Origin of the sequence: Onishia taeanensis (assembly GCF_013349955.1) — a bacterium.
GTDB classification, from domain to species: Bacteria; Pseudomonadota; Gammaproteobacteria; order Pseudomonadales; family Halomonadaceae; genus Onishia; species Onishia taeanensis_B.
The window spans coordinates 228,830-242,918 of record NZ_JABVXC010000004.1 but is presented as its reverse complement, the minus strand read 5'-3'; the positions used below and the strand labels follow the sequence as shown (position 1 = coordinate 242,918).

Below are 14,089 nucleotides of genomic sequence, written 5' to 3'. Positions count from 1 at the left end.
CGGTGGCGATCAGGCGTAGGTATTGATCTGGGTACCCATGGTGCCTGATGTGGCCAATTCGCCTTGCGGAGCAACCGCTTGGCCAGGCGGCGTGACCGACTCCATTAGCTGGTTGACCTGTGATGCTTGAGTATCAAGGTTTTCCTTGAACAGCTCGGCTTGAGCCTGTTGGCTGCTGTTGAACTGCTGCAGTGCCGTGGCCATGCCGACCGTGGCATTGATGGATGCATCCATAGGGTGTTCCTTTTGTTACCGATGAATTTTGGTACTTCGCTGTTTCTATCGACTTATTTTCTCTTGACTGTAATTCTACTCTTCACAAGCTTCTTGGCCAGCCCTCCCAGGGGGAGAGATCTCAAGACAAAAGGTGGCCGATCATCTGACATCGGTGGACTCGCCCCGATCGTTGTTCAACCGGCCTGATTATCTGGGAGAGTCGTCCTGCGCCAGTCAGGTTGCTGAGGTCAGGTCGAGCAATAGGGACGAGTAATGTCGCCTGGCAGGCTCAGGCCGGAAAGTGCGGAATGATAGCGTGCCTGGATAGGCCAATTGGGCCGCTGCGCTGGGAGTGTTAAGATAGGGTCATCTTTTGGCCCTGTGGCCAGCCACCTCTAGCAGTGACGGATTTCATGAGCGAGCTTGAGACTCAAGTCGATCTGCGACGTACCTTCGCGATCATTTCCCACCCCGACGCGGGCAAGACCACCATCACCGAAAAAATGCTGCTGTTCGGGAACGCCATTCAGATGGCGGGTTCCGTCAAGAGCAAGCGCAATGACCGCCATGCCACTTCCGACTGGATGAAGATGGAGCAGGAGCGCGGCATCTCGGTGACCACCTCGGTGATGCAGTTCCCCTATAACGGTCGTATCGTCAATCTACTCGATACGCCCGGCCACGAGGATTTCTCCGAGGATACCTATCGCACGCTGACCGCGGTGGACTCGGCGCTGATGGTCATCGACGGTGCCAAGGGCGTCGAGGATCGTACTATCAAGCTGATGGATGTCTGTCGCCTGCGTACCACCCCGATCCTCACCTTCATCAACAAGATGGACCGCGACACTCGCGACCCCGTCGAGGTGATGGATGAAGTCGAGACGGTGCTCAATATCCAATGTGCGCCCATGACCTGGCCCATCGGCATGGGACGCCATTTCCGCGGGGTCTATCACCTCTATAACGATGTCATCCATCTCTATAAGCAGGGGCAGGGCAGCCGCATTCCCGAGGATGTGCGCATCGAGGGGCTCGATAATGCCGAGGTCGATGAAGTACTGGGTGAGTCTCAGGCCGAGGAGCTGCGGATGGAGGTCGAGCTTGTGCGTGGCGCCTCCCATGAGTTCGATCTCGACGCCTATCGTCGCGGTGAGCTGACGCCTGTCTACTTCGGTACCGCCATGGGCAACTTCGGCGTTCGCGAGATGCTGGATGGCTTCGTGGAGTACGCACCGGCGCCACAGCCCCGTGAGACCGATTCGCGTGAGGTGGATGCCAACGACGAGCGCTTCACCGGCTTCGTGTTCAAGATCCAGGCCAACATGGATCCCAAGCACCGAGATCGAGTGGCCTTCCTGCGGGTCTGTTCCGGCAAGTACGACCGCAACATGAAGATGCGCCACGTGCGTATCGGCAAGGACGTCAAGGTGCCCGATGCCCTGACCTTCATGGCCTCGGATCGCGCTCACGTGGAAGAGGCCTGGCCCGGCGACATCATCGGTCTGCATAACCACGGCACCATCCAGATCGGCGATACCTTCACGGTGGGCGAGGATATGCGTTTTACCGGCATTCCGCACTTCGCGCCGGAGCTGTTCAAGCGTGTTCGCCTCAAGGATCCGCTGAAGATGAAGGCGCTGCAGAAGGGGCTGCAGCAGCTCTCCGAGGAAGGGGCTACCCAGGTGTTCATGCCCCTGGACAATAATGACCTGATCTTAGGAGCTGTGGGTACGCTGCAGTTCGACGTGGTCGCCCATCGACTCAAGGAAGAGTACAAGGTCGACTGCCTCTATGAGGGGGTCAACGTCCAGACGGCTCGCTGGGTCTATTGCGATGACGCCAAGAAGCTCGACGAGTTCAAGCGCAAGGCGAGCACCAATTTGGCCTATGACGGCGGTGGCTGTTTGACTTATATCGCGCCGACCCGCGTTAACCTGCAGATGACCCAGGAGCGCTGGCCGGATATTCGCTTCAGTGCGACGCGCGAGCACTGAGACGGGCTGCGCCCGGAGCTGGAAGAACGCCCGCTTCGCGGGCTTAAGCTGTAAGCTGGAAGAAAACCCTTGACCCGATGATGGCATGGTTCATGCTGTCTTCCAGCTTCCAGCTTCCAGCTTCCAGCTTCCAGCTTCCAGCTTCCAGCTTCCAGCTTCCAGCTTCCAGCTTCCAGCTTCCAGCTTACGCTTATGCTTATGCTTATCGACGCCCACTGTCACCTGGATTTCCCCGACTTCGACGTTGACCGCGAGGCCATGTTCGAGCGGGCCAGGTCGGTGGGCGTCGAGCATTTCGTGGTGCCGGGCACAACGCGGGCGCGTTGGCCATCGGTGCTGGCGCTGGGGAAGCGAGACGATACGAGCGTCTGTTTGGGGCTGCATCCGTACTTTCTCGACGCTCACAAGGTGAATGCCAGCCGCCTAGGCACCCATCGCTTGGGTATTGACCCGTTAGATGAAGGTGATGACCTTGACGCCCTGGAGGCGGCGCTCGACGCACATCCCGAGGTGGTGGCGGTGGGTGAGTGCGGCATCGACGCTCGCTTCGAGGCGTCGCTGGATGCCCAGTGGGAACTGTTCAAGGCGCAGCTGCGCATTGCCAGGGAACGCCATTTGCCGGTGGTGATCCACTGTGTACGCGCCAATGATCAGGTGGCCAAGTGCCTCAAGGAAATCGGCTTGCCGGCGGGTGGGCTGATACATGCCTTCGCCGGGAGTCTGCAGCAGGCACAGCGGTTTCTGGCACTGGGTTTTGTGCTGGGGCTTGGAGGGGCAGTGACTCACGAGCGCGCACAGCGCCTGCGTCGTTGTGTGGCGGCTTTGCCAGAAGATGGTTTTGTGCTGGAAACCGATAGCCCCGACATGCCGCCGGCGGGCTTCAAGGGCGAGCGTAACGAGCCGGCAAGGCTTGCGCGAATCGCCGCTGACGTCGCCGCGCTGCGTCATGTCTCTTGCGCCACGCTGGCAAAGGTCAGTACGGCCAACGCGGCGCGAGTCTTCAAACTGGCCTGCTAGCCAGCGATTGGTTGCCATCGGTCTGATTGGCAGATGGCGTGGTTGCAACAGCAATTTGGCCGAATAAGCCGGTTCGATAAGCCTCTTTCATCACCCCTTGTGAGTGGCCAGCTCTTCCGGGTCGAGGCGTTCGAGCGGATAGGGCAGACGCTGGCGCTGGCAGCGTACGCCATTCACCGTCAGCGGCTCGGCGACTTCCTTGGTGGTCAGCACCGCCAGCAGCTCGACCTGGTCGTAGGCGTCGCGTTCAGCGGCGAAGACCTCCCCCTGGCGCTTGCCCTCAGCGTCCAAGAGTTCGCTGCCGACCACGGGTACGCCATTGCCCTCGAGCGTGAGTCTCATCAGGCGTTTCTTGACCTGACCGCGGAAGTGAGCACGGGCAACGACTTCCTGGCCGGTATAGCAGCCTTTCTTGAAGCTAATGCCGCCAAGCGCTTCCCAGTTAATCATCTGCGGCAGATAGCTGTCCTGCTGGCTGGCGCTCAGCCAGCCGAGGCCGGCCTGGATATCCTGAAGGCACCATACGGCGTTGCCGACCGGTATTGCCTGTTGCGTCAGTGCCTGCCAGCAGCCCTCGAGATCGGTGATCGGCAGTAGGGCGATCAGGCGCGGACGTGGCCCGGGGTGGCGAACCACCAAGCGATCACCATGCTGGCGCTGATGCCAGATATGTGGCGGCTCGACGTCGAGGCGCGCCTCGAGCAATGCTGGGGCGTCATTGCCAATCAGGCCAATCGCTGCCAAATCGTCGCGCAGGCGCATCTCGGTTTTGTAGAAAACGGCGAATTTCTCGAGGTGGGCCTTAAGCGGTTCGAGCAGCGACTGCTCCATCAGCAGCCAATAGCAATCCGGCGCCACCCGCAGGGCTTGAGCATTGGCCAGCATGCGCCCCTTGGTGGCGCAGAAACAGGTCAGCGGCGCGAAATCACCATCGGCGAGAGACATCTGCGCGCTGGTCTGTCCCTGCAGGAAGCGCTCGGCATCAGTGCCTGCCACCTCGAGAATGCCCAGGTGCACCAGTGGCGTGACGACGGTGCCATCCAATGCCTGGCGCGCCGGGGTCGGCGTATCAAAGATGACGCGGGCCTCGCCATCGGTGGTGGCGCCGATGCGTTCACTCCAGTCGGTCATACGAATCTCCCTGTTGGAATCGGCATTCAGTAGATGCGTCTCCATGGTCTGTGGGTTGGCTATGGGGGCAATCGGCGCCGATTCAAGTCTGGCCGGCCGCTGGCGAGGGCATGCTAAACTCACCGTTCAATCAAGTCCCTTGCAGGAGCGTATCGATGGCGAGCATTTCACTGGCCTTCAAAGGGGTCGAAAGTACCGAACTGGTCAATCGCATCACTACCGCCTTGATGATGCTCGATGGCGTTGACAGCGCCGAGGTGGGACGCCATGGCGCCGAGGTGGAAGGGCGTGTACGCCGCGAGGCATTGATCAAAGCCGTCGAGAAACTCGGCGTAAAGGTGCACTGACATGACCATCACTGTGATCAGTCAAGGCGAGGGCGGATTGCGCCAGAAAGTCGAATTGGAAGGTTTCGAAGACCTCTATGTCGACGCTCCTGGCGTGGTCGGCGGCGACGAAAGCGCCCCCGATCCCCATGACTATTTCGATCTATCGCTGGCCGCCTGTAAGGCGATCACCGCACAAATGTACGCCTATCGCAAGGGCTGGCCACTCACCGGGGTCAAGGTCTGGGTCGTGCGCGATGAACGCGATGAGCGCCACGGGGTCTACCGGCTGGACGTCAGCATGCACTTCGAAGGTATCGATGATGCCACGCAGCTAGATCGGTTGACGGAGATTTCCGATCGCTGCCCGATTCATCGTCTGATGACCACATCCACGGTGGACATCACCACTCGACAGGTCTTGTCTGACCAAGATTGATTTATACCGTTATCTTGTTGGTCGAGTTAGTTACTATTCAAGCCGGGAAGGGACATGAGCAAAGCGTTTCGTCTGCAGTCGAAGTTCAAGCCCGCGGGGGATCAGCCCGCGGCTATCGATAGCCTGATAAAGGGCCTGGATTCGGGCCTGGCCCATCAAACGCTGCTGGGGGTGACCGGCTCGGGCAAGACCTTCACCATGGCCAATGTGGTCGAGCAGGTGCAGCGGCCGACCATCGTCATGGCCCCCAACAAGACCCTGGCCGCGCAACTCTACGGCGAATTCAAGGCTTTCTTTCCCGATAATGCCGTCGAGTACTTCGTCTCGTATTACGATTACTATCAGCCCGAAGCCTATGTGCCGTCTTCGGATACCTTCATCGAGAAAGACGCATCGGTGAACGATCACATCGAACAGATGCGCCTGTCGGCCACCAAGGCGTTGCTGGAACGTCGCGATGCGCTGATCGTGGTCTCGGTGTCGGCCATCTATGGCCTGGGTGACCCCGACCAGTACCTGAAGATGCGCCTGCACTTCACTCGAGGCGAGCTGATCGATCAGCGCAAGTTCCTGCGTCGTCTGGCGGAGCTGCAATATACCCGTAACGACATGGATTTTCGCCGCGGCACCTACCGGGTGCGCGGCGACGTCATCGACATCTTTCCCGCCGATGCCGAAGACGAGGCCGTACGGGTCGAGCTGTTCGATGACGAGATCGACGGCATCAGCCTGTTCGATCCGCTGACCGGCGAGGTTCGCGGCAAGGTCCCGCGTATGACCATTTATCCGAAGAGTCACTACGTGACGCCCCGGGACACGATTCTCGAGGCCGCCGAGCGCATCAAGGGCGAGATGACCGAGCGCCTGGACTTCCTGCGCAAGCACGACAAGCTGGTCGAGGCACAGCGTCTCGAGCAGCGCACCCTCTATGACATCGAGATGATGCACGAGCTCGGCTACTGTAACGGCATCGAGAACTACTCCCGCTACCTCTCAGGCCGCGCTCCGGGCGAGCCGCCGCCGACCTTCTTCGATTACCTGCCCGCCGATGCGCTGCTGGTGATCGACGAGTCTCACGTCAGCGTGCCCCAGGTCGGCGGCATGTACAAAGGAGACCGCTCGCGCAAGGAGACCCTGGTCGAGTACGGCTTCCGCCTGCCTTCGGCGCTGGATAACCGCCCGATGAAGTTCGAGGAATGGGAGCGAATCAGCCCTCAGACGATCTTCGTCTCGGCAACGCCCGGCCCCTATGAAGCCGAGCATGCAGGCCAGGTGGTCGAGCAAGTCGTGCGCCCGACGGGTCTGGTGGATCCGGAAATCGAAGTGCGACCGGCTTCCACCCAGGTCGATGACCTGCTGTCCGAAATCAAGCTACGCACCGACGTCGGCGAGCGGGTGCTGGTAACCACCTTGACCAAGCGCATGGCCGAGGACCTGACCGAATACCTCGATGAACATGACGTGCGAGTGCGTTATCTGCATTCGGACATCGATACCGTGGAGCGGGTCGAGATCATCCGCGACCTGCGGCTCGGCAAGTTCGACGTGCTGGTGGGGATCAACCTGCTGCGTGAGGGCCTGGATATTCCCGAGGTCTCATTAGTGGCGATTCTCGACGCCGACAAGGAAGGCTTCCTGCGCAATGAGCGTTCCTTGATTCAGACCATTGGCCGGGCCGCGCGGAACGCCCATGGCAAGGCGATCCTCTATGGCGATCGTGTCACCGACTCGATACGCAAGTCCATGGACGAGACCGAGCGGCGCCGAGAGAAACAGCTGGCCTTCAACGAGGCGCACGGCATCTCGCCGGTGACCATTACCAAGTCGGTAGAGGACATCATGGAAGGCGCTCAGGCTCCGGGCAGCAAGCGCAGCCGTCAGCGGGGAGAACGCAAGGTGGCAGAGCCTACCGGCGAGTACAGTGCCGAGCAGCTGGCAACGCTTTCCCCTGATGAGGTGCGGCGCGAGATGTCGAAGCTTGAAGATGCCATGCACGAGGCGGCCCAGAACCTTGAGTTCGAGGCGGCGGCCCGCCTTCGTGATCGGCTGCACACTCTAAAAGAACGCCAGTTGGCGCTGGGATAAGCGATGCCGGAGGGGCCAGAAATCCGCCGCGTGGCTGACTGCTTACGGCGTATCTGCTGGCTATGGCAACCTGGTGGCATGTGGTGATGCCAGTTGGGTTTGATCATTCCGTCGTTTAAGTTTTTATACCGTTATCTTCGCTGTATTTGCTTGCATCTCAAAGAACGTGGCATTGGCAATTCAGCGCAAAGGGGTGATGCGATATAATATCTACATTTCGTTCGCCGTGACCTGACCGCGGCGGGCCCGATGACAACGCTAGGGAGTCGCTTCCATATGACCGTGATCCGCCAGGATGATCTGATCCAAAGCGTGGCCGACGCGCTGCAATACATTTCCTACTATCATCCCAAGGATTTCATCGACGCCATGCATGGTGCCTACGAGCGGGAAGAGAATCCCGCCGCCAAGGATGCCATCGCCCAGATTCTGATCAACTCGCGCATGTGTGCGCTGGGTCATCGACCCATCTGTCAGGACACCGGTATCGTCACCGTCTTCGTGCACGTCGGCATGAACGTGAACTGGGACGCCGATATGAGCCTCGATGACATGGTCAATGAAGGCGTGCGCCGTGCCTACAAACTGCCGGACAACGTCCTGCGCGCCTCGGTGCTCGCGGACCCGGATGGCAAGCGTCAGAACACCAAGGACAACACCCCGGCGATTATCCACCACAAGCTGGTGCCCGGTGACAAGGTCGAAGTGCATGTGGCCGCGAAGGGCGGCGGCAGCGAGGCCAAGTCCAAGTTCGCGATGCTGAACCCGTCCGACTCGGTCGTCGACTGGGTACTGGAGCAGCTTCCCAAGATGGGCGCTGGCTGGTGCCCGCCGGGCATGCTCGGCATCGGCATTGGTGGCACCGCCGAAAAGGCCATGGAGATCGCCAAGGAATCATTGCTCGACCCTGTCGATATCCAGGAACTGCAGGCCCGTGGTGCCAGCAATCACGCCGAGGAGCTGCGCCTGGAGCTCTACGACAAGGTCAACCAGAGCGGCATCGGCGCTCAGGGGCTGGGTGGCTTGACCACGGTGCTTGATATCAAGGTCAAGGATTATCCCACCCACGCTGCCAACAAGCCGGTGGCGATCATTCCCAACTGTGCAGCGACCCGACATGTGCACTTTAGCCTCGACGGCAGCGGTGCCGCCGAACTGCCGGCACCCAAGCTCGAGGATTGGCCGGAAATTACCCGCGAAATTGGCGAAAACGTCAAACGTGTCAATCTCGATACCGTGACGCCGGAAGAGGTGAAGAGCTGGCAGCCGGGCGACACGCTGCTGCTCAACGGCAAGCTGTTGACCGGTCGTGACGCAGCTCACAAGCGTATGACCGAGATGCTGGCCAAGGGCGAACCGTTGCCGGTCGACATGAAAGGGCGCTTCATCTATTACGTGGGCCCGGTCGATCCCGTTCGCGACGAAGTCGTGGGTCCGGCTGGCCCGACCACGGCGACCCGCATGGACAAGTTTACTCGCACGATGCTCGAGGAAACCGGCCTGCTGGGCATGGTCGGCAAGGCCGAACGTGGCCCGATGGCCATCGAAGCGATTCGTGACAACCAGGCGACTTACCTGATGGCCGTGGGTGGTGCTGCCTACCTGGTGGCTCAGGCCATCAAGAAGTCACGAGTGGTCGGTTTTGAAGACTTGGGCATGGAGGCCATCTACGAGTTCGAGGTCGAAGACATGCCCGTGACCGTGGCGGTCGACAGCCAAGGTGAGTCGGTTCACCAGAGCGGTCCGGCCAAGTGGAAGGAAATCATCGCCCAGCGCGCGTGAGTCCCTGCCATGCCAGGCTAACCGCTGAACGGCCCCCACAACCTTGCCGTGGGGGCCGTTACTGGATGTTGACTGTCGAAAGGATGCGACCATGACCTCCTGGCTGCTGGGAACGGCCATCTTCCTGATTCATGTATCAGGCCTGTTATCGGCTGTGATTGCGCTGATGTCCAGCCGGACATCGCAGGGGGCGATCGCCTGGATCATTTCGCTGGTGTCGCTTCCCTATTTGGCATTACCCGCCTTCTGGATCTTTGGTCGACCACGTTTCTATGGCTATGTGTCGGCACGCGGCGAGCGAGATACGGTACTGCGCCGCGTGCTCGAACGCTATCGCTCCCAGGTCGACCCCTTCCTGGCCGGCAACACTCAGGGGGACCTGCGCGCCGTTGAACAGTTGGCACTGATGCCGATGACCCGCGGCAACCGCACCCAGTTGCTGATCGATGGAGAAACCACCTTCGAGAGCCTCTTCGCCGGCATCGATGCCGCCGAAGACTACGTGCTCATCCAATTCTTCATCGTGCGCCATGACGCCCTCGGCGTACGCCTTAAGCATCACCTGCAGAAGGCCGCGGAACGCGGTGTCCGCGTATACTTCCTGTATGACGAGATCGGCAGTCGTAAGCTCAAGGAAGGCTATATTCGAGATCTTTGTCAGGCGGGCGTCGAGGTCAGTGCCTTCCATTCATCTCGGGGTTGGCGGCATCGCTTCCAGCTCAACTTCCGTAACCACCGCAAGATACTGGTGGTAGACGGCAGGGAGGGCTGGCTTGGGGGCTTTAACGTTGGCGTTGAGTATCTGGGGCAGGACCCGCGACATGGGCACTGGCGCGATACTCATCTCAAACTGACAGGGCCGAGCGTGCTAGGTCTTCAGGAAGCTTTCTGGGAAGACTGGCACTGGGCGACAGGCGAGGTGCTGGGTATTGCCTGGGAGCCCCAGGGGGCCTGTGACAATGGCCAGAACGTGGTGGTGGTCCCCTCGGGGCCGGCAGATCGCCAAGAAACGGCGAGCCTGCTGGTCCAACATGCCATTCATAGCGCCGAGCACCGCCTGTGGGTCACGAGCCCCTATTTCGTGCCTGACCATAGCGTATTGGATGCGCTGCGCCTGGCGGCGATGCGTGGTGTCGATGTGCGGATCATGATCCCCGAGCGTCCCGACCACCTGCTGGTCTTTCTGTCTGCCTTCGCATTCCTCCCGGACATGCTGCGTGCCGGCATCAAGGTCTATCGCTATCAGCCGGGGTTCCTGCATCAGAAGGTCATATTGATCGACGACAGCGCCGCCAGCGTGGGCACCGTCAACCTCGATAACCGCTCCTTCCGACTCAACTTCGAAATCACGGCCTTCGTGCCGGACCGGCGTTTTGCCGGGGAGGTCGAGACCATGCTGGAGGCGGATTTCACCAATTGTCGCCAGATCGACTACGAGGAGCTTCAGCGGCGGCCCCTGTGGCGCAAGCTTGTCTCGCGGGCGGCATATCTATTATCGCCCATCCAATGACAGGTCCGGCTTGATCCCCTGAAGAGACAACAACTTGCATCAGGTCGACCCTGCCGATTGGCAGTCAGTGAGTGAGCAGCTAGAGTAGCAGGCTTTGCGGGTTCGGCCAGTTCGGCCCCCGCCCAGACATGACATTCCATCGGAGTCGCGGTGAACCTCGAGACCAAGTGGCTGGAAGACTTCGTCGCCCTGTCCAATACCCGTAGTTTTTCGGCCTCGGCGCGACAGCGCCATGTCACCCAACCGGCCTTCAGTCGTCGTATTCGATCGCTTGAGCAGGCGGTGGGAGTGACCCTGGTGGATCGTTCGACAACCCCTGTCGGGCTGACACCCGAAGGTCAACTATTCTTGGTCACGGCGCGTAACCTGGTTGAGCAATTGAATGAGTGCCTGGGGCATTTGCGTGGCGTGGCCATGGATACCGAGGCACTGGACATCGTCGCCGCGCACTCACTGGCTCTGGCCTTTTATCCGCAGTGGATCTCGCGACTGCAGCAGGGGCTGGGGGAGTTGCCAACTCGCCTGGTGGCGATGAATGTCGGCGAGGCCATCCATGTGCTGCGTGAGGGCAATTGCGACCTGATGCTTGGCTATTACGATCCCTATGCAAGCATGCAGCTCGATGCCGAAGTCTTTCCGTCCTTCTCGGTCGGCCGGGTCAAGATGATCCCTGTCTGCTTGCCCGATGCCGGCGGCGCGCCGCGCTTCCCGCTGGCCGGCGAAGGACAGATTCCCTTCCTCTCCTATACCCAGGGCGCCTTTTTGGGGCGCAGCGTGCGTATGCTGCTCAAGAACGATCCGCTGCGCCTGCGGCTGCGTACCGTCTACGAGACAGCCATGGCCGAGGGCCTCAAGGGCATGGTGATGCAAGGCGTTGGCATGGCCTGGATTCCTGACTTTTGTATCCGCGAAGAGTTTTCCAGCGGGCGTCTGGTACGGGCCGGTGATGAGAGCTGGGACGTACCGCTGGAGATTCGCCTGTACCGCTGTTCGCTGGTTCACAAGCCGGGCGTCGAGAAGCTATGGCGCCAGATGATGAAGCTACCCAGGGACTTCCTGGAAGCCTGATCCGGTTCATCATCTCGGTTTGGCAGCGCCCAGCAGGGTGCTAGGAAGTGCCGAGGCTGGCGGGTAGTCCCAGGAAGGTCTGAATGATGAAAAAGTGATCCTCGAACAGCTCCTCGGGCTCCAGGTCCGCAAGTGCCACCCAGCGAGCGCGCTCGCCGCCCTTGGCGGGCTTGAGCTGGGGGAGTTGCTGCTCCGGGCGCAGCGCGAAATAGAAGGCCTCGGCCAGAGTTCGGCCGCGCCAGCTGCGGTGAGGCTCGTCGAATAGGCGTTGGCCCCGCAGCGAACCCTTCAGTACCGGCGTCGGCACCTTCAGGCGCACCCTCTCCCTTAGCTCCCGTAGGCAGGCATCCAGCAGCCGCTCATGGGGGTTGATGAATCCGCCTGGTAGCGCCAAGAGGCCCTTGCCGGGTGCTGCGCTGCGCTTGACCATCAACACGTGGCCCGATTGGACCACCACGGCGTTGACCGTCACGAAAATAGGCGGGTAGGGCGCATCTGCCCAGGCGCTGCGATACTGCTGCAGCAGTTGCTGCTCTTCCAATAGATGCTGGTAGTGCTGGCTGCGAGTGAAGGCCTGAAGGGTGTCGAGTACACCGGGGGGCAGGTCGTGGGCCGCGCCGGTGGAGGTGTAATCACTGGCGGCAGCCGGCGACCGGAATAGCCGTTCACGGATTCCGCTGGCGGAGATGCCCTCGACCAGCGGCACGCTCACCGACTCCCATTGCGGAAACAGGGTAAGGTAATAGCTCGATTGGCCCCGGCTGGCTCCAATCAGTCCGATGCGGGGCAGGCGCCCCTGGCTCGGCGAGGCGATGTCGCGTACCTTGCGCTGAACGTCGCGAACCCAGACATCATCATTGTAAAGCGCATCAAGCAAAGGCTCGATTTCCAGTCGCGCGTTGTCGGTGTCATCGAAACAACTTCTCAGCATGTCGTGGCGCTCCTCGAAGCGCCAGGGGTTGCGCAGCGAACGGGCCTGCCAGGCCGAGCCGACAAGGACGATTACCTGATGGGCACGTTTCAATGCCTCGTGGATGACCGCTCTGTGCCCCAGATGCGGTGGCTGAAAACGGCCTATGAAGACCAGGCAATCGAAATCCTTATGGCTATCGGTGGTGAGCTGGGTATGCGCCATGCGGGCTCCGTGGCTGATGACCTTGGTGCGCTAAGAGGCGCATTATCGATGCTCGTTGCCCTGCCTGCAATCTGGCGTTGGCGGCTGGCGAAGCAGCGTGCCAAGGGCTCGGGTATGCTAGGTGCAGTCGATATCACTGTTGCAGGGAGCTTGCATGTTACGAACCAGGGTTCTTTTCTGGTGGGAAGTGGTCCGCCATGCCGTGAAGTTGTGGCTTGAACGCAATGCCTTCAGCTACGCTGGCTCGCTGGCCTTCTATACACTGTTCTCGCTGGCACCGACCATCATTATTGCGGTCATGGTCATAGGATTGGTGCTTGGCGAAGAGGCCGCACAGGGGCAGATCGTCTCTCAGTTACAGGGCACCATGGGCCTTGGAGCCGCCGAGGCCATCCAGAATGCCGTCGCCCAGTCGCGTATACAGGCGTCTGGCCTGCTACCTAGCATGCTTGGCTTTGGTGCCTTGCTGATCGGTGCCACGACCGTCTTCGCGCAGATGCAGTTTTCTCTGAACACCATCTGGGGCGTGATGCCCCATCCCAGTGGCAACAGCATGTTGCAGTTCATCAAGAGCCGGGTGCTGTCGCTGGCGGTGGTGCTATCCATCGGCTTTCTCTTATTGGTCTCACTGGTTCTCGGAGTGGTCGTACGCGCAGTGTTGCATGCGGCCAATGATCTTTGGCCTGGCATCGGCTTCATGATTGGCGGGTTGGAGTTCCTGATTTCCCTGGCCATGATCGCCTTGCTGTTCGCCACTATCTTCAAGGTGTTGCCGGATGTGGTGCTGCGCTGGAAGGACGTGATGGTAGGGGCGTGCGTGACGGCGGTGCTATTTTCGATTGGTCGATACGGCATCGCTTTTTATCTGACCTATACGGCCACGGCATCAACCTATGGCGCCGCCGGTTCTGTGGTATTGATTTTGCTGTGGGTCTACTACAGCTCTCTTATTCTTTTGCTTGGTGCGGCGTTTACCAAGTGCCACCTGCTGGCCCGGGGTAAACATATCTTGCCGCGGAATTCAGCGGTGCTGGTCAAGCAAGAAGTGCAAACCGACTGAGATAGTCACTGCCGGGTGACCGGTTTGCTTGTCAACCGATGTCGGCCATTCTCGATTTGAGTTGAGGTGTCGGACAGCGGAACCAGTCCGAACTGCATCTCTACCGTCGCCGCTTTGATGGCGAACCCCAAAGCGGCAAGCGATAGGCATGTGGTAACCAGGAGCAGAAATGTCAGAGCTAACATGAAAACATCCGTCTTGTGGCTTGTGGCTTGAATATAGCTCGTGCCGAAATAGTTGTACATAAAAGCTGTATAAATGTAGCCCAGGTATAATTTTGGCTGTAGCAACATGACCTGGTTGTGCCTGGTTGCTGTGGACAT

At 60.0% G+C, this 14,089-nt stretch carries 13 protein-coding genes; 9 read left to right on the top strand and 4 right to left on the bottom strand.

Features of this window, described 5'->3' with window-relative positions; genetic code table 11:
* Positions 1-9 precede the first annotated feature (9 nt).
* Positions 10-234 carry a putative motility protein gene (locus tag HUS66_RS07555; protein WP_175070301.1) on the bottom strand — a complete coding sequence of 75 codons (225 nt, stop codon included), beginning with the start codon at positions 232-234 and terminating at the stop codon, positions 10-12.
* A gap of 395 nt (positions 235-629) precedes the next feature.
* Here HUS66_RS07555 and HUS66_RS07550 point away from each other — a divergent pair, with 395 nt between their 5' ends.
* On the top strand, positions 630-2,213 hold the full coding sequence (locus HUS66_RS07550) for a peptide chain release factor 3 (RefSeq protein ID WP_175070300.1): 1,584 nt from the start codon (positions 630-632) through the stop codon (positions 2,211-2,213).
* 198 nt (positions 2,214-2,411) lie between these two features.
* Positions 2,412-3,230, top strand: a complete 819-nt coding sequence (locus tag HUS66_RS07545) for a TatD family hydrolase (RefSeq protein ID WP_175070369.1) — start codon at positions 2,412-2,414, stop codon at positions 3,228-3,230.
* Positions 3,231-3,320: 90 nt separating this feature from the next.
* On the opposite strand, the gene HUS66_RS07540 is transcribed toward HUS66_RS07545, so the two are convergent.
* Positions 3,321-4,361: a YgfZ/GcvT domain-containing protein gene (locus HUS66_RS07540; protein WP_175070299.1), complete on the bottom strand. Its 1,041-nt coding sequence runs from the start codon at positions 4,359-4,361 to the stop codon at positions 3,321-3,323.
* 155 nt (positions 4,362-4,516) lie between these two features.
* Between HUS66_RS07540 and HUS66_RS07535 the strand changes: the two genes are divergently transcribed.
* The 6 genes from HUS66_RS07535 to HUS66_RS07510 all read left to right on the top strand — a co-directional run bounded on the left by HUS66_RS07535 (position 4,517) and on the right by HUS66_RS07510 (position 11,571).
* Positions 4,517-4,708 (top strand): hypothetical protein, encoded by a 192-nt coding sequence (locus HUS66_RS07535; RefSeq protein WP_175070298.1) that lies wholly within the window; start codon positions 4,517-4,519, stop codon positions 4,706-4,708.
* Between the two features lies 1 nt (position 4,709).
* Positions 4,710-5,126, top strand: coding sequence for an OsmC family protein (locus HUS66_RS07530; RefSeq protein WP_175070297.1), 417 nt, complete (start codon positions 4,710-4,712; stop codon positions 5,124-5,126).
* Between the two features lie 54 nt (positions 5,127-5,180).
* On the top strand, positions 5,181-7,211 hold the full coding sequence (gene uvrB / locus HUS66_RS07525) for an excinuclease ABC subunit UvrB (RefSeq protein ID WP_175070296.1): 2,031 nt from the start codon (positions 5,181-5,183) through the stop codon (positions 7,209-7,211).
* Between the two features lie 276 nt (positions 7,212-7,487).
* Entirely contained in the window at positions 7,488-8,993 is a 1,506-nt protein-coding gene (locus HUS66_RS07520) for a fumarate hydratase (RefSeq protein ID WP_175070295.1), read from the top strand.
* 91 nt (positions 8,994-9,084) lie between these two features.
* On the top strand, positions 9,085-10,503 hold the full coding sequence (gene cls, locus HUS66_RS07515) for a cardiolipin synthase (protein ID WP_175070294.1): 1,419 nt from the start codon (positions 9,085-9,087) through the stop codon (positions 10,501-10,503).
* A gap of 150 nt (positions 10,504-10,653) precedes the next feature.
* Positions 10,654-11,571, top strand: a complete 918-nt coding sequence (locus HUS66_RS07510) for a LysR substrate-binding domain-containing protein (RefSeq protein ID WP_175070293.1) — start codon at positions 10,654-10,656, stop codon at positions 11,569-11,571.
* A 40-nt stretch (positions 11,572-11,611) separates the two neighbouring features.
* Here the strand turns inward: HUS66_RS07510 and HUS66_RS07505 are convergent, their stop codons facing one another.
* A complete protein-coding gene (locus tag HUS66_RS07505) occupies positions 11,612-12,706 on the bottom strand; it encodes a bifunctional nicotinamide-nucleotide adenylyltransferase/Nudix hydroxylase (protein WP_175070292.1) in 1,095 nt (364 codons plus the stop codon).
* A gap of 154 nt (positions 12,707-12,860) precedes the next feature.
* Between HUS66_RS07505 and HUS66_RS07500 the strand changes: the two genes are divergently transcribed.
* Positions 12,861-13,766 (top strand): YihY/virulence factor BrkB family protein, encoded by a 906-nt coding sequence (locus tag HUS66_RS07500; RefSeq protein ID WP_175070368.1) that lies wholly within the window; start codon positions 12,861-12,863, stop codon positions 13,764-13,766.
* Positions 13,767-13,771: 5 nt separating this feature from the next.
* Here the strand turns inward: HUS66_RS07500 and HUS66_RS17660 are convergent, their stop codons facing one another.
* Entirely contained in the window at positions 13,772-14,089 is a 318-nt protein-coding gene (locus HUS66_RS17660) for a hypothetical protein (RefSeq protein ID WP_217487946.1), read from the bottom strand.